General features: G+C 32.3%; 11 protein-coding genes. 4 read left to right on the top strand and 7 right to left on the bottom strand.

What is annotated here, in order from left to right; all coding sequences use genetic code 11:
* Nucleotides 1-56: 56 nt before the first annotated feature.
* The 3 genes from H7355_RS01905 to H7355_RS01895 all read right to left on the bottom strand — a co-directional run bounded on the left by H7355_RS01905 (nucleotide 57) and on the right by H7355_RS01895 (nucleotide 7,237).
* Complete coding sequence (locus H7355_RS01905; protein ID WP_186644483.1) at nucleotides 57-3,443, bottom strand: UvrD-helicase domain-containing protein; 3,387 nt, start codon at nucleotides 3,441-3,443, stop codon at nucleotides 57-59.
* Entirely contained in the window at nucleotides 3,436-6,258 is a 2,823-nt protein-coding gene (locus H7355_RS16115) for a RecB family exonuclease (RefSeq protein ID WP_186644475.1), read from the bottom strand. Before H7355_RS16115 ends, H7355_RS01905 begins: the two co-directional genes overlap by 8 nt.
* A 103-nt stretch (nucleotides 6,259-6,361) precedes the next feature.
* Nucleotides 6,362-7,237: a DNA-processing protein DprA gene (locus tag H7355_RS01895; protein WP_186644473.1), complete on the bottom strand. Its 876-nt coding sequence runs from the start codon at nucleotides 7,235-7,237 to the stop codon at nucleotides 6,362-6,364.
* A 724-nt stretch (nucleotides 7,238-7,961) separates the two neighbouring features.
* On the opposite strand from H7355_RS01895, the gene H7355_RS01890 reads away from it, so the two are divergent.
* The gene (locus H7355_RS01890; protein ID WP_186644471.1) at nucleotides 7,962-8,231 is read left to right on the top strand and encodes a hypothetical protein; all 270 of its coding nucleotides are present in this window, start codon (nucleotides 7,962-7,964) and stop codon (nucleotides 8,229-8,231) included.
* A 35-nt stretch (nucleotides 8,232-8,266) separates the two neighbouring features.
* Nucleotides 8,267-8,866, top strand: a complete 600-nt coding sequence (locus tag H7355_RS01885; RefSeq protein WP_186644469.1) for a hypothetical protein — start codon at nucleotides 8,267-8,269, stop codon at nucleotides 8,864-8,866.
* 26 nt (nucleotides 8,867-8,892) lie between these two features.
* Here H7355_RS01885 and H7355_RS01880 read toward each other — a convergent pair whose 3' ends face one another.
* The 4 genes from H7355_RS01880 to H7355_RS01865 all read right to left on the bottom strand — a co-directional run bounded on the left by H7355_RS01880 (nucleotide 8,893) and on the right by H7355_RS01865 (nucleotide 13,401).
* Nucleotides 8,893-10,089, bottom strand: a complete 1,197-nt coding sequence (locus H7355_RS01880; protein ID WP_186644467.1) for an MltA domain-containing protein — start codon at nucleotides 10,087-10,089, stop codon at nucleotides 8,893-8,895.
* Nucleotides 10,090-10,245: 156 nt separating this feature from the next.
* Nucleotides 10,246-11,253 (bottom strand): LysM peptidoglycan-binding domain-containing protein, encoded by a 1,008-nt coding sequence (locus H7355_RS01875; protein WP_186644465.1) that lies wholly within the window; start codon nucleotides 11,251-11,253, stop codon nucleotides 10,246-10,248.
* A gap of 179 nt (nucleotides 11,254-11,432) precedes the next feature.
* Entirely contained in the window at nucleotides 11,433-12,056 is a 624-nt protein-coding gene (locus H7355_RS01870; protein WP_186644463.1) for a YceD family protein, read from the bottom strand.
* Nucleotides 12,057-12,078: 22 nt separating this feature from the next.
* Nucleotides 12,079-13,401 carry an MFS transporter gene (locus tag H7355_RS01865; protein ID WP_186644461.1) on the bottom strand — a complete coding sequence of 441 codons (1,323 nt, stop codon included), beginning with the start codon at nucleotides 13,399-13,401 and terminating at the stop codon, nucleotides 12,079-12,081.
* A 124-nt stretch (nucleotides 13,402-13,525) separates the two neighbouring features.
* On the opposite strand from H7355_RS01865, the gene H7355_RS01860 reads away from it, so the two are divergent.
* On the top strand, nucleotides 13,526-13,750 hold the full coding sequence (locus H7355_RS01860; protein ID WP_186644459.1) for a flagellar FlbD family protein: 225 nt from the start codon (nucleotides 13,526-13,528) through the stop codon (nucleotides 13,748-13,750).
* Between the two features lie 59 nt (nucleotides 13,751-13,809).
* Entirely contained in the window at nucleotides 13,810-16,596 is a 2,787-nt protein-coding gene (locus tag H7355_RS01855) for a tetratricopeptide repeat protein (protein WP_186644457.1), read from the top strand.
* Nucleotides 16,597-16,602 lie beyond the last annotated feature (6 nt).

Raw genomic sequence — 16,602 nt, 5'->3', positions numbered from 1 at the left:
CTCTTTTTATACCCTTGGTCAAAGTGATATGTCGGTTTTATTGAGAGAAAAGTTTACTATTTAAACAAATAAAGTGATTCTCCTGTCGCCAATTGACGCTTTGGCAAATTTAGATCCTCCCAACAAGATTCCTCTTTTTCATCGACATTTTTATTGTAGCAAAGAGCACTCAGGATAAGGTATTGGCGGTCTCTTTTAGATTTGACATCAATACGGGCAAGGGAATTTTTGTCTATAATATTCATATAGTTACGGATTTGATGAAGATGCTCTGGGTCTTTTTTTCCTGTTTTAAAATCGACTATCAGAGCAATGGTGGTTTCGGGAGAGCTTTCACGAATTGCTTCTTGCACTTTTAGACTTTTTTCAAGAGCAAAATCATAAACATATTCAAAGTCCGTCTTCACAAAATCCGCGAGCTTATACAAAGAGAGAAAATCGAGGATATTTCGCGCTGAATTTAAAAAATGCATTTTATCTTCACGTTTTGACCAAATTTCAAGTTCATGAAATGTTTGGTAGGAGTTTCTTTCTAAAAAGTTTAAAAGTGAAGATTTTTTTGATTTTTTATTTTCAGCAGCGGCATGATAAAGAATTCCTTTTGTAATTTGCATTCTTTGCAATTTTAATTGAGCTAAAATTGTATGTAAATCTTCCTTTTCAGGAGAAAGTAAAGATTCAGAAAAATTTGCTTTATTAATTGTTTCGAGTTGTGCCTCAATTTTAGGGCCTAATATATAGCTGACAGAATGTGGTTCTTCATTTTTCCTGTTGGGTGTTGAAATTTCATTAAGGAATTTTAATTTCTCTTTATAAAATGAGTAGAAATTTGGACCAAATTCATAATAAGATATATTATGACACTTAGATAAATATAATTTTGGTGTATTTTCATTTTCTTGATACCAAGGTTCTGGTGGAATGGGGGCAGGTAAATTTCTCGAGCCTTTTCCTTTTAATTTTTCAGGAGTTCTTAGCATAAAATGACTGTCTAAATATTTTAAGAAAACCTCTGTTTCCAAAAAACTTTGTACAGATGTTTCATTGCTTTTTAATTCATGAATATTATCACGAATTCCCTTTTTCTTGCCGCGAATGGGTTGAAATAAAATAAGATGACACTGTGCTCGAGTGAATGCTGTGTAAAAAACTCTTTGACGTTCAAAATCTTTTTCAACTTTATTTCTTAATTTTGCAAACCAATGAATTTTATTTAAGCTACCGTCTTTTTTATATTCAATAGAGTGATCTTCTTCATTGAAGTAAATATTTTTAATTCTCTTCATTACTGAAAGAGAATTATCATCGTCTTGTAACCAAGATATATCAAGTGTTTTTGATGATTGTGCGACAGTAAATTTCCCATAGCTTTTATCATTAGAACAATTTGGTAAGAAACAAACAATTTTCCACTGTAACCCTTTTGCGGAGTGGACAGTTTTAACTTCCAAAGCATCGGTTGATTGATCGATTTCTGTATTGAATGCATGAATATCCCAATTTTCAATAGAATCTGGAAAAAAATGATCGAAATTTCTAGCAGTGTTCTGCTTCAATTTTTCATCTATTTTATTCAAGAGTGATCTATTGAATGATGGAGAAGAAAGTTTAATAATGAGAGTTTTAGCAAAAGGATCCATTTTTGCACAGAACACAGAAGCAAGTAATTTTTCAGATTGATTCTCATGTAAATCAACAATACTCCATCGCAATAATTGCCAGGCTTTATAAAAATTCTCTTTCGCGATTTTTTGATAAGAATGAATTAAACTTAAAATGCGATTTTCAGGGTTAAGTCCATATTTAAATTGGACAAAATAATTTTCTGTTTCAATATGCGTATATGGAGAAAGTGAGCTTTGCATGATTTGATATAAATCATATGAATCACTTTCAAATGCCAAAGTTTTTGCTAAGGCCAAAGCTACATTTAGCTCTTGCTGATCCTGTTTAGCTTGAGTGTTTTTTGCTTTGCATTTAATAGGTATATTTAATGCTTTCAGCTTTTCGGTGATATAAATAACATCATTATTTGTTTCACATAAAAAAACAAAATCTGACCATTTATAAATTGAATTATCTTTGAAAGATTTTAAATAATGAGCGTAATAAGTGATCGCATAATCTTTGAGAGATGACTTGTCGGCATTCAATATTGCAATATTTTCAGCGTTACTTAAGCGTGCAGTGTTCAGTGACGCTGAGACTAAGAATACAGAGGATGAATAATCAATAGTATAATCCTCAAAAGAATTAATGTGAAATAATTCTTTGGTAGGATTCGTTTGTAGTCTAGTATCACCAACTTCAAGTGGATTGTCTTCAATGAATTTATTTAAAGATTCTTTATAAAAATATGAATTGATAAAAGTATTGGAAAGCTTTGGATCAGTCCAAGAGAATGTAATGTTTGCAAGTTTGTTAATTTCTTTTAAAAGGGCTGGTGTTGAGCGGAAATTCTTTTTAAGCTCAATGTGTTTCCAAGCACGATTCTTTTTTAAATTTTGAAAAACATCAACACTTGCACTACGGAATCCATAAATACTTTGCTTTGGGTCTCCTACGACTACCATTCGTGCTTGGCATTCATTGACAAGGTGAGATAAAATCGTATGTTGGATATGATTTGTGTCTTGATACTCATCGACTATGAGTTCCTGTATTTGTATTGGAATATTACTTTTTAAATTTTCTTTTAAAAAAACTGTTTTGTCTGCATAAGTGAGCTCACCTTTTAACAATCTTAATAGGTATTGATCTCTGGATATTTTATGCATATCTAATAATAGAAATAGTGTTGCTGGATGAATTTTTTGAGCTGAAATTCGGATTTCATTTTCACTTGCCGATAGGAAGTTTTCACTGCACATTGTTGATAATAGATTTTCTAATGTACCTTTATTTTTTTGATAGCCTTTTTTAAAACCCCCAGATAAAATAAAATCAATAGCAGAAAATTTTTGAAATTCATTAAATGAATTATTTTTAAAATAATTTGATAGCGCTCGATCAAGCTCTTGGCAAACTATATTTTCATTAACGAGTTGAAGTTTAGGAGGCATGGAGTTTATTTTATGCAAAGAAATTTGAGTACCCCACCAGGTAGGGTAAATACATTGTACAAGTTCTGCAAAAAAACTATCTATAGTAGAAATATGAATAAGAGGGAATAGATCTTTTGATTTCTGCTCTATTCGCAATTTATTTTCAACTCTCTCCGAAATTTCTTTTGCTGCATCCTTTGAAAAAGTTACTACAAAAAGTTTACTTGGATTGACAGCTATTGCAGGATTTTTATGATTCAATAACCAAAAAATCCGTTCTGTTAGAACTTGGGTTTTCCCTGCTCCTGCTCCGGCTTCAATAATGAGATGTTGTTGTTGATCAGATTTATTTGGATAAAATTCTATACAACTTTTTTGTTCTAAAGTGAGTTCAGCCATCGTTTTCGCTTTCTTCATTTTCAGCAATATATTTGTTTGAAACGGGGCAGATGCTTTTATAATCGCAAAATGTGCATTGTGCAGAATTAATTGGATTTGGGAAGAAATTTCCTTCTGCTAAATTAGTTGCATATTCGCTATATTCTTCATAAAGTTGAGTATAAAATGGTCCATCTTTTACCATCGGTGGAGAAAACTCATATTCAAGAATGATATTTTTATCTTCATCTAAATTTTTAAGTTGAAAAAGAGAAAAAGACTTTATACAATGATGATAATCTTCTTCTTCATTTAACAGCTTTTGTGCTGCCCATGCCAAAGAATAAAGTCCTCCTTGTACACTTAATTTATAACCTGATTGAGTGTGTTTAAATTTTGAGGGCAGTAAAGTTAATTTTTGTGTTTGCTTCGAGGCCTTTGAGGTTTTATAGTCAATAATATGCAAGCCATCCGGAGTTGCATCGATCCTATCAATTTTTCCAATAAAAGTTAATTGTCCGAGTTTAAGTTTAATATTTCGTTCACGTTCCACTCCTGTTTTTTTATTAGGAATATTTTCAGTAAAGATTTTTTCGAGCATAAGAAAACGATAAAATGTTCTCTTTACTGTTTCTCTTTCCACATTTTTTTCAAACAGACTTTTTTTGGATTCGGGAAATTGCCAGAGAAGATCTATTATATCTTTAAAAATTGTTATAATTTGTTTACCAGATTTACTATTTGTTTTGTCAATTGCAGATATAAATAAATTGTGCCATATTTCTTTATCAGGACTTATAAAGAGATTTTCGTCCTTTAAGTTTTCAAGAATATTTTTATAAATTTCATACATAACAGAGCTATAATTTTTGTTACCTAATGTTATAACCAACTTTGTAACAATCTGCTCAGCAATACTGTGCATTTTGCTACCAATAGCCATATTGTCAATACTTAAATTCTCATTTTTTATTTTTTTTATTGCTAAAAAATCTGAGAGAAAATATTGGAAGGGACACAATATATAACGCTCAAACTCTGTGATTGAAATAGAATCTTTTGTCTTGAAAAAGCGAGTTTTCCAATCCGGTATTAAAAAGCTTGGATTTTGACTCAATAGGTTCAATCGTGAATATAGATGTGAGTGCGAATAAGTAGGAAGCTTTTCACCCAAGGCTAAAATATTCTTCTCTGGTTTTAAATAACTAGGAAAATTTGCGAGTTCTTCACTATTTTCAAGCCAAAACTCGATTGGAATGTTCTGTGTGCATAAATTTTGCCAAAAACCTCGATACATGATTTCACTAGCTGGAAGATCAATAATAACACCTTGCCTGCGTAAAATAGAAATTGCATTGTTAAGGACTTTGACATGAAAACTTGAAGAGGTAGGGGCATGAGCGCGTCCAGCAGCGATAATTTTATTCGGAAGGTTTTCTCCATTAAGATAGGAGAGAGCTCTTGGACACTCTGCAATAGGGTGAGGACTTTCTAAGAAGATAGTTTCATTTTCAATATTTTTTTTGAAAAAATAGAGAAGAGAATTATTGTTGATTTTTTCATATTTTAAGCCATAATTATTAGAAATATAACTTAGGGTGTCTTCTTTGGAAATCAGAGAAATGGCATTTAAATAATTTTTAAATAAATCATTTATTTTTGGAAAAATTTTATCTGAATCGGTATAATTTATATTATTATTTTGCCATGCTTCAATGTCGTTGCATGTAATTGCATAGGATCCTCCTGCATCGGATCGTGTTTCTTTAAAACTTCCTGGGTCAAAATCAGCTAAGAGCGTGAGATTATTTTTATCTGCAAGAGTCAATTTTAACTGATCAAAATAGCTGTGTTTATTATCTGCAACCCAATATGAGATATTTGTTCGATTTATATCTTGTGAATTATTTTTTGCAAATTCTTGCGCATTTTGTTTATGAGAAATAATAGTCCTTGAATTGTAAAAAACACTTGTATTGAAATTTAAAATTTCGCGAGCTTCAAGAATCGCATTTTTAAATTCATGGACAATAATACTTTGGAAATTCCCAGGTTTGATGCAATCGTGTTCAGGGATTTCTTCTTTAAGACTTTTTTCCATCCCGGTATATTCTGGTGCTGATACCCATAATATATGACCTTTTAAAAAATGAATTGGCAATTCTAATTCAGCTTGCGTTTCTTTATTCATTAGGTGAGAACGAAAAGTTATTTGTAAATATTCATTTACTAAACTTTGCAACCTGGCGTAATTTCTTAACTCTAAAGTTGCATATTGGTAGACAGCCATTATTTGGCGGAGAGCTAATTCATTGATTTCTTGAATGGAACGAATATGTTCTTTTTCTTGGGTGTTGATCATCAATTGAATAAAATTTAAATCTTTTGGCCAACATGTATCGATGAGCGAAAGTATTTGTTTTGCAAGGGGAAGCGTATCACTGCTGGTGTAACCAAATAATTGTAGAATAATTTCAAGAAAATTTTCTTGAGTTACGACATCTATATAAGGTTTATTTATAAATTCTGGAAGTTCTGATTGTATTTTTTTATTATTTGTTGAAGCTAGAGTAGCACAAAAATTTCTTGCTAGGCTATCAAGTGTGTACATAGAAATACCCATCACGGAATTCGTTTTTTCACATGCTGGATTGTACTTTTCAATTTGATAAAATAATTGATTACGGATCACAATGAGATCTTCTTTTCTTTCGCAAACAACAGACCAATTCACATTTTCATCAACTTGTTGTTTCGCACAAAAATTCATTGCAAATTCTTTTATGCTTTTATGGCGACACAGAAACATTGAATCTTCATAAAAATTTTTCTTCACTCTGATTACCCTTAACTTATAAAATGCACAGTTCAAATGCGCATATCTAAGAAAGCTAATAGAATAGCTTAGACTTGACAATTAAAGCTAGTGTTTTTTTATTTTAATTATTTATTTTGATTCTTTGTAAAATATCTTGTGGTTTTTGAATACAAAAAGCACCATTTTTTATGAGCTCATGACAGCCTACGCTATTAATACTGTCAATGCTTCCAGGAATAGCACCAACATCAATTCCAAGTTCACATGCAGCATGCGCAGTGATTAGACTTCCACTCGTTAGGGTTGCTTCAATCACAAGAACAAAGTCAGCCATCGACGCTATCGTGATATTTCTTTGTGGGAAATTCCATTTCTGGGCACATTCTCTTAGGCAAAATTCACTTAAAATAAGTCCCTGAATTGATTTTTTTAAATCTAGAAAAAGTTGGGTATTGCTAGGGGGGTAGGGATTTAAAAGTCCATTTCCTAAGACACAACATGATTTTCCATATTGGAGGCCGACTGCTTGAGCTGTTGTGTCTATGCCAATAGCACCGCCCGAAACTATCGTACAGCCTTTGAGTGCAAGTTCTTTTGCGAAGCGATAGGCTTGTTCTCTTCCATATAAAGTGGGTCTGCGTGAGCCTATAATAGCAATTTTTGGCGAATTTAGGATCTCGGGATTTCCAAGATACTGTATTGCTAATAAATTCGGGTGTGGGATCTTTTTTGATAAAGTGCTCTCGAATTGAGCACGGGTGAACAAATGAGGTTCATTTGTAGAAGATATATTTGGTAGCAATTGATAATTTTGTAAGAGTTTTTTTTGTTTTTCTCTACTGGAACAACAGTGTGAAACGAGGGATGTGAAATCAATTGGTGTTGATTTATTTAATAGATAGTCGAGAGCATGAGCCCTTTCCAAGGGAGTTAAATTGACCTGCAATAGCCACAGATCTTGAGGACTTAGTTCTTTATTAGTGGAGTTTTTTTGCATTTAAACAGACCTTTTTAAAAAATAGCGACAAATAATTTGTCATATTTTTTATAAATGGATTAAATTGAAAAAAAAGGATATAAAAAATCGGATCAATTTTTTAAAAGAAATGATCATATATTGTACTAATATACTTTCACTTCATTAAAACTGCTTTAAGAAGCAGATATCTCAGAAATTGTAGATTTATAAATTTTAATATCCTTTTACCTAGCATTTACTTGTTTAGTTAATATAGAACCGCAATTCCATATTCTTTAAAAGCTAAATGAATAGATTCAAGGTTTCAAATCATAATTTCCTTATAATATTTAGTAATATTATTATGTTAAATGTTTTGGGAGGTTTGAATATTTAAATTGTTGGAATTTCTATTAAAAAAGCGATTAGAAAAATGACAAGAGGATAAAAGTGGTCTTACAAAACAAAGAATAATATAAATCGTTCATTTTTTTTATTTCATTTCCATTATTTTGTCATTTTTAAAAATATAAAAATCATTTTTTTTCTGAAAGAATCCATATTTTTGACTCTTTCAAAATAATGACATATGAGTAATAAGATAAGCTTCCCAAATTACATAGGAAAATATTTGACTGGTGATATGCAATATGATTTACTCTGTTTAAAGCCATGAAAGCTTAAATAACTGTCAATTTATATGTGTTTAAAAAATTTACACATTTAGCTTCTGTTTGTGATTTTTAGCTAAGGAGGGTAAAGAATGAAGGAGAGTCGTTGTCCTTATCATGTTAAACAAGGTTTGGTCGATGCTCAGGGGAAACTCGTTCTGAGCGAAGTCTGTGGTGTGAAATCAGCTTGCGGTGCGGCTTGCCCCTTTGCCCCATTTACAGAAAGTTCTCATAAAACTTGTCCAAGGTATCTTGCACATACTAGAGGTGGTGAACGGCAAGTGCTTGTGCCAAAGAACGATATAGAGTATTTGCCTGAAGTGAGTGGAATGGGTAACTTTAGTGAGATAGATCTTTTGTGAACACTTCTTTCGATATAAATAGCAAGAAAAGTCAAATGCAAGCAACGATTACTTCTGATATATTGGGAAGTGAGGTTGAAGCTTTTGATATTGGTACAAATGCTCTCTTTAAAATTGCTTTATATGTAGGTGTTCCTTCTGGTTCATCCGATGTGGATGATGTTTTTCTCGATATTTTGAAAAAATCTCTGACGCAAAGTTCTAAAATTTCATTTCAAAGATTATTTACCTTACTTTCTTTTCATTATTTTAAAAAAAGATTTGTCCCACAAGCTATCTATGAAGTTAAACTTTTAAGAACAGGCTGGTTGCTCACTCAATGCAATGTTGCAGAACTTTCAGGATTAGATTCCAAAGCAGCACAACATTATTTTAATACACTCGAGCAAAAAGTTTTTGTCGACTATATAGCGGGCTGGTCATCGCTCAATAATTGGCTTGAACTTGAGTTTCAAAAGGTACGAAAGAAATTCTTAATTTCGTTACTTAAAAAATATAGCAATTTTATATTATTTTGGTGCCTTATTCTTCTGGCTATTTTTATAGGCCTGCATATTACATCGAAAGAGAATTCTTTAACGATGTGGGAACAAATTCAAGGATGGTTTGGTTTTATCACACAGCGCTTGCATTAAACAATTTTTAAAACAAAATTTCTATGCTATGGATTGCAAACATTTTTTGGAACTAAAATAAATATATTGCCATTTTGTTGGGTTACTCCAGCAATTTCTCCAGCATGATTGCCTTCCCCCCAGAAAACATCAATTCGTTGAGCACCTTTAATAGCACCACCTGTATCTTGGACAAAAGCTAATTGTCTAAATTGCTCAGGTTGGAGATCTTGTAAGTTAGTTTCTGTTTTTAATGAAGGTGGCATTTTGAAATCGAGTAAAGTTAAAGTACCAGCAGGGTAAATGCTTTGATCAGCTGCTATGCTTCTTTCTTCTGTGAGTTTTACATTAATATTTCCATATGGCCCATCATTTTCTAGTGAAAAAAATACAAATGATTTATTATAATTTAACACACGACTTTTTTCATTTGGATTTTTTTCAAGCCATTCACGAATGCTTTGCATAGTGATTTTTGATTTCTCTAAATGTCCTTCTTTGAATAATAAAGCACCTATTGGACTGTAATCTCTTCCATTTTGTGAAGAGTAATGAATGTATTTTTTCTTACCATTTTCAAATGTTAATAAACCAGAACCTTGTATTTCAATAAAAAATAAATCAACTTTGTTCTTGACCCATGCAATTTCTAGATTTTTTCTTGATAAAACTTCCTTATCGACGATTTCTTCTCTTGTCCAATAGGGTATGAGTTGGTTTTTTTGTACACGCCCTCTTAATACTTTCCCTTTATAAATAGGGTTAAAGTCTTGTAAATACACTGAAACTAAATCAGGTGGCGTTTTATAAACTGGCGTTTGATATATTTTAGAATGTTTTTCGGATGCTTCTGCAACAGGAATATAATAACCAGTATATAAAATATCTTGGTTATCATCAGAATATACTTTATATAAGTCAAAATTATTTTTTAGAGATAAAAGTATATTTTCATTATTTTTGAGTGATTCTAGTAATTTTTTACTTGAACATAAATAACTTTCAGTAGAGAATTTAATATCTTTTAATTGAAAATAAGAACTGTTACTTTTTTTAGTAAGCCATTGTATATTCTTTTCAAGAGAAGTGATAAGAGTTTCTTTTTTATTATCTCCTTCATTAATAGGGGCATCATCCCAATCTTCTTTTTTAAAATAATATTTATCTTTTTCTTGAACAGTTTTGCAAGAATTGAATAGTAAAATAAAAATTATTATTATGGATATCTTTCTGTATTGTAGCATATTTAGGCCATTTTTCGCTAGAGTGAAACATAAAACAAAGACGGTTATAATATATCTCATTTTATATTTATTAGAAAGGATTTAGCAAGAATTAGAATTAATAATTATTTTTTTGTATCATTTAATTATTGTTTGTTCTATAAATTCAATCTATTTTTAGAAAGAATCAGGAGGGTTTGCATAAAAGAGTGGTTTGGGTTTTTTGCAGCATTTTAAATCAGGCTCTTGAAAGCCAATTTTACACGCTGGTACTGTAATGCAATATTTTAATGATTCCTTAAAGAATTCAAAACTTGGCATTTCCGAAAAATTATCTTTATTAGTAATAATTGGGCTCAAACTACTATCAGCTTGACTGTCGCTTTGGACAGTGCTGGTTTCTTTTTCTTTAATTTCCGGCGTTATCGCTGTTTTATTTTCCTTAGCAGGAATTGCTTTTGGGTTTTGTGGTAATGTGCTTTCATCGATAAAATTATTTTGATATTTTTTATCAACTTTTGATGAATTATTTTTATCGACAAATGTGCTTTGGGTTTCGTTACTTTTTTGTGGAAGCGGTGCCATTCCTACAGGCTTAACTTTTTGCGGTGAGGGTGCATCAACAACAGGCTTTGCTTTTTGTGGTGAGGGTGCATCAATAACAGGTATAACTTTTTGCGGTGGAGGAATTGTTGTCACAGACTTTCCCTGCTCTGGTTTTTGCACCATAGGCTTGTCAATTGATCTTTTCTTTTTTTGTTCCTTGGGTTGATTATCCTGAAGAGAGTCTGCAGCAATATCTTCTGGAGGACTCATTTGTTTTTTATGTGTCGGATCGTTATTTGAATATTCATCGTTTATATTTTTTTGGCGTTTCGAAATCTGTGTATTTTTCCAATTGTCAAAGTTGGGTAATTTTATAATCTCGCCAATGTATATTAAATCGCCATTGTGTTTCTTTTTTTCAGGATTTAACTCAAGAGTTTCAGCTAGAGATCCATTTGGTCCAAAAACCGGACGCAAAGAATGCCTTTTTAGGATGTGAATGAGAGTGTCATTTGCTTTCACTTTATATTCGTCGAATTTAAGTTCTTGAGAATACAACAAAAAACTCTTAACTAAACAAAATGTTACAACAAATAGTTTGACTATTGTTCTCAAGAAGGAAGACTGAATAACCCTCATTTAGGTCGATCTCCTTCATATCCAAGAATGTATCTGTCATTCTTTCGGTAGGAGATTTAGTGTTTATTAACAAAATATTAATAATTATTTAAAATTAATTTGTTAAATGTGTTTTATTTTTGATTTAATTAGAAAAACCCCATCCAAATCAGAAGTATAGAGAGGGGTTTGACTGTTGCTTAATGACTGTGAAAAGTACACTTTTGCGCATGCATTGGTTTGATGAGCCTGCCTTCGAATTGAACATCATTTAATTCAGTTCCACAGCTTGGACAAAGTCCTTTACAATCTTCGCGGCATAGCGGGAGTTCAGGGAGTGCTAAATAGAGAGAATCAATAATAAATTCATCGAGTTCAATCATATTATTGCTAAAAGAATATGTCTCCAAATCAGTTTCAGATAATTCAACTTCATCACTGGGATCAGAGTTGTTTAAGTATCTAGAAATATTTGAATTTTTATATACTGAAGACGTTTCTTGGACAAAAAAGGCATTGACAGGTGTTATTATTTTTTCTCTGAATAACGTTAATGAACGTACACATTCGAGCATCGGGGAAAACTCAATTTCACCTTCTACTCGGTACATATTGTGTTCTTTTGAGATTTTCAGCTGACCTTTTAAATTTGTATATTGATCTTCTTGTGTTGCAAGTGAAGTCGATTTTAGAAACTCTTGGGTCCACTCAGTTAAAATATCATCAAAATGTATTGAATTTAGGCTGTTAGATGGAAATCTACCAAAAGTTATATTTAAATTTTGTCCAATTTTTGCAATATTGATTGCAAGGGATTTTTTCATCCTTTTCTTTTCCTTTAACTCTTTATACCTTGTTTTCTTTAGGTAAAATGAAAGTGCTGCGAATTTTACGGAGAGTTTCAAAACTCACAATGATCCCAGTAAAAAGAATAAAGGCAGAGATGTAAAGAGATTTTTCACCTTTTAATGTATGGATTGAAAAACCACTTTCATAGGCAATGCCCATAAATGCTGGTCCAATTATTCTTGAAAATGCACCTATGGACTGAGATAGACCAAAGGCAAATCCCTGTGAAGAAGTGGGAGAAAGTCGGCTTACAAGAGCATTTATTGAGGGATTAGAAATACTTGTGCCCATACATAAAAAGCTAAGAGCAGTAAAAAGTACGTAAGGATTAGGGGCTAGAATGGGGATCAAAAAGATACCAAGAGTTAAACTCAGTTGACCAAATTGTAGAGTGATGACTTCCCCAAAGCGTCTAAGGAAATAACGTGCCAAAAATGCGTTCCCTAATAATGTCATAACACCAATAAATATATAGCTCTTATAGATCAGTGTTTCTTTAAAATGATAGGCATCGTTCAAAAGAATAGGAAGCAGCGTTTCCACTCCTGCAAAGGCAAAAACTTGTAGGAGCATGCATACCATAACCCCTATAAAAGGCCTGTTTTGTAAGTAGATTTTTAAGTTTTGTCTAAAAGAGAGATTTTTTTCAACATCAGACTCTTTATGTTCTGGATTATGATGAAACTCAGCAAATAGATTGCGAATATAGGGTTTTGCAAATTTTGGATGAGTTTCGGGTTGAAGCTTAAGGAGCAAAATCAAGTTTAGACAATTTAAAGCACAAGCTGCGATTCCGATCGCCTTAAAGTGACTGTTTGTAAAAATATTCAATGAATCGCACAATAATATCACGAGTGTACCTATTGCAGGACCGAAAGAAAAACCACCACCAAAAGCCAACCCAATAATAACCATGAACTTAGCTCTTTCTTTCTTATCCGTGATGTCAGCAATACATGCTTGAGCAGCTGACAAATTGCCACTGGCTAAACCGGCTAAGACCCTTGCTCCCACCAAAAGGAGATATGAAGTTGAAAAACCTGTGAGTAACTGAGCAATAGATGAGACTACTATAGTAGAAATCAGAACTTTTCTCCGGCCATAGCGATCCGAAAGATGTCCTATAAAAACGACTGAAAGAACTGTTGCAAGGGAAAACCATGTGGAAAGCAATGTAATCTGTGAGTCTGATGCATGAAAAGTGCGAGCAATTTGTGGCATGATAGGAATAAACATACCAAATCCAAGAAGATCGATAAAAATAATTAAAAAGACAGATAGCAATATTTTTTTTCGAACGGATTCAATATTTTGTGACATATAAATTTTCCAAAAAACTCGGACTGTTATAGGTTGAAAGAAGCTGTTACAATCTATGCTGTGCACAATAGATCTAAAATCTCAGCCTTGCAATGCAGCTTTGGTTTTTGCGGAGGTTCTTGCTATGATACGTGTGACTCGGCTTGATGGTTCGGATGTTTATATTAATGAAAATAATATCCAATGGATAGAGAATTTACCGGATACTACCATTACGTTTTTAAACGGCGCTCGCTTACTTGTTCGCGAACGTATCGTTGATCTTGTGGAAAAAATGGAACTGAAACTAAAAAAAGATCTACAAATGGAATCTCCTTCAAACTTAACAGAAATGTCAGGTAAATTGTAACCATTTTTTGCACTTTCTCCCTAAAAACTTAGGTCGATAAGTTTAAAAGGAGGTAAAGTGTGAAGAATTATTTAAAGCTGAACTATTTATTAACATTAAAATATTTCTACATTTTACTTATAATAACATATCACTTTTCTTGCTTTGCTCAGAAATGGCCCAGTCTCTTTGATAATGAAGATTTCATACCTTTAAATGCGACTGATTTGAAAAAAAATAAGAATATCACTCCTTATGATTTTAAAAAGATGGAAGAAGCTGATGTACGTAAAAAAATATTTGATTCATTTTATTTTATTGCCGATTTTGCAAGTAGTATTAAAGAAGAAGAACCAAGAAATTGGTTTGATTCTCATAAAAACCCAGCACAATCACTGATCGTCGGGTTTCCACCAACTATAAAAAGACCTACTGTAAAAATTCATTTTCCAGTTTATAACTTAACTAAATTAGCATATTTTAAGGCCGATGATAAATACACATCAAAGTTAAATATGTGCCAAGAGTTTTGGCTACAAAATCGTTTGCAAAATGCTTATGATTGTTTTTTCTTTTTGCAATTGGAACTGGCTAACGATAAAGTTTCGATTGAATCTATTATACGCATGAATGTTAATATTTTACATGGATTTTTTCTCATATTTTTATCATCTAATGACGAAACTAATCTACATATATGGAACGCAAACACCGTTCCTCCTTCAGAAAGAGAATACAGCGATGGAGATCATTATTCCATTGCACGTAGTTTATTTTCATATATTACAACACGAATGGATGATACAGTCTATTTTCCAACAAATAAAGAAGATGTGATCGATCCAATCTATAAAAGTATATTTAATTCACCGACATACTTTAAACTTTTGGCAAAAATATCAGGAGAAAAGGTAACTGTTTCTTTATTACCTGAACCTGTTGACCCGCTTGCCTGGATAAGAACGGTAATGCCGATCGTATATGCTGATGCAATGGCTATGAATCAAGGTTGGTTAATATGGCAACGAGCATTTACATCAGCCGGAAAAATGGAAGAATTTATTAAAAAATTTAATTATCCTTCCCCTGAAATATCTTCTCCTCTCATAGTGGGAAAAAATGCAACTGCAAGAACAGAAATATTTATGGCTCCTAAAAATAATACCGATCTTTTAGCAACAATAGATTTATTTAGGGCAGTTGCAATGGTTTCTTCTAAAGATCCCACAAAGGCAATCGAATATATTGCCAGTGGTATTTCTAGACAATGTCATCCAGATCTTGTTTCGTTATTGTTTACTTTATCAGGAGATATTTATTTTGATTTAGATATTTTGAGATGGGCTAGAAGATCTTATTCATGGTCTGAGCTTTACAATAAAGATTTTATTGAAAAAGCTCCAGCGTCGATATTTTTTGGAGCTGAAAGTGCCTATTGGCAAGGACAATATGACATCGCAAAACGAGGTTATGAGCGTTTTATTAAATCTGTTGGTGATCCAGAATTCGGACCTTGGGCACGTTTGAGAATAGCAGAAATTGCTGAATTAAATAAAAATATGGATTTGGCAAGAACAATTTATGAAGTGATTTTAAAAAATTTTGATAGACATCCGGCATCCCAAGATGCGCAGGTGAGACTATTTTGTATGTATGAAAAGAAACTCACGCGCAATGTTAAAAAAGTAGAATACAAAAAAGTTTTAGATAAAATAAAAGATGGGAGGGATGTTCTGAAAAAACAGGCAAAAGCCTGTTTATTAAATTCAGATTTAGTTGATATGAGCGAAAAATCAAAAGAAGAAATGAAAAAAACTGTGGTTGAAAAAGCTCAGGAGCAAAAAGATAGAATAGAAATTTATCGAAACGAATTTCCGAATAGTGAATTTTTAGTTCTTTTTTCTCAACGCCTAAAAGAGCTTGAACTCGCAGAGGGCACTCTTCTCGCAGAAAAAAACGAGTGTTTAAAACTTATTGATTATTATAATAAAAATAGAAAACGGCTGCTTAGTTTAGAAAAAAATAATCACAAGTATGTCTATGGATTAAAATGGGACGATAAGGATAAAACTAAGTTGTTACGTTGTAGCGCATTTTTAACTGATTTAAAAATATGGAAAGAAATGCGGAAGACAAATATTGGTCACGATGGAAAAGCCATGCACGAAATATTTTACAGCTTGACCACCCATCCTTCGGTTGAAAAAGCGATTGAAGGATACCAAATGCTCAAATCTACCAGTGCAGATTGGGGTAAAAAAGTGAAATTTTACGAAGGATCAGCCTTCGAAATGACGGATCGAGAGGACTTTTGGGAACTTTTAACGTTACAAAAATTATTAAAATATGAATTTGTCTCATCTGTTTCTGTGAAAAGTATTATTAATTCTGTTATTTCACGCGATTTATTGAGTCGACCCGAAAAAATATTTGAAACTCAAGTCTTTTGTAATTGGATGTTGAGAATGAAAGAACAGTTTAATGACGAGGAATGGGATACAATTGCGACAGCTAAGACAACGGAACAATGGATAAATTTAATTTTTAATGAAAAGGAGCAAAAAAGTCATTTGTGTGACGCAACTTTTGCCAAAACACTTTTGGCCGTTTCTATCACTCGACCAACACTTTTACGAGATAAATCAATCTTTTTACCTTATCTTGATAAAAAGGGGATTGCGAATGGTTCTGAAGAATGGCTGCGCTACGTTCAGCGGTTAGAACGGATGAGAAGTTCTCAAGATATTGAAGTACAAGGGATTTATAAGAAAATTGCCAAAGAGGCTAAGGACAAATTTGCTAAAGAATCCGCTCAGGCATGGATTAATAAGAATATTGATAAAGAAGTCGATAAATTACTATGGTAGAATATA

Source organism: Fluviispira vulneris (assembly GCF_014281055.1).
In the GTDB taxonomy this organism is placed as follows: Bacteria; Bdellovibrionota_B; Oligoflexia; order Silvanigrellales; family Silvanigrellaceae; genus Silvanigrella; species Silvanigrella vulneris.
This window is presented reverse-complemented; position numbering and strand designations above follow the sequence as displayed.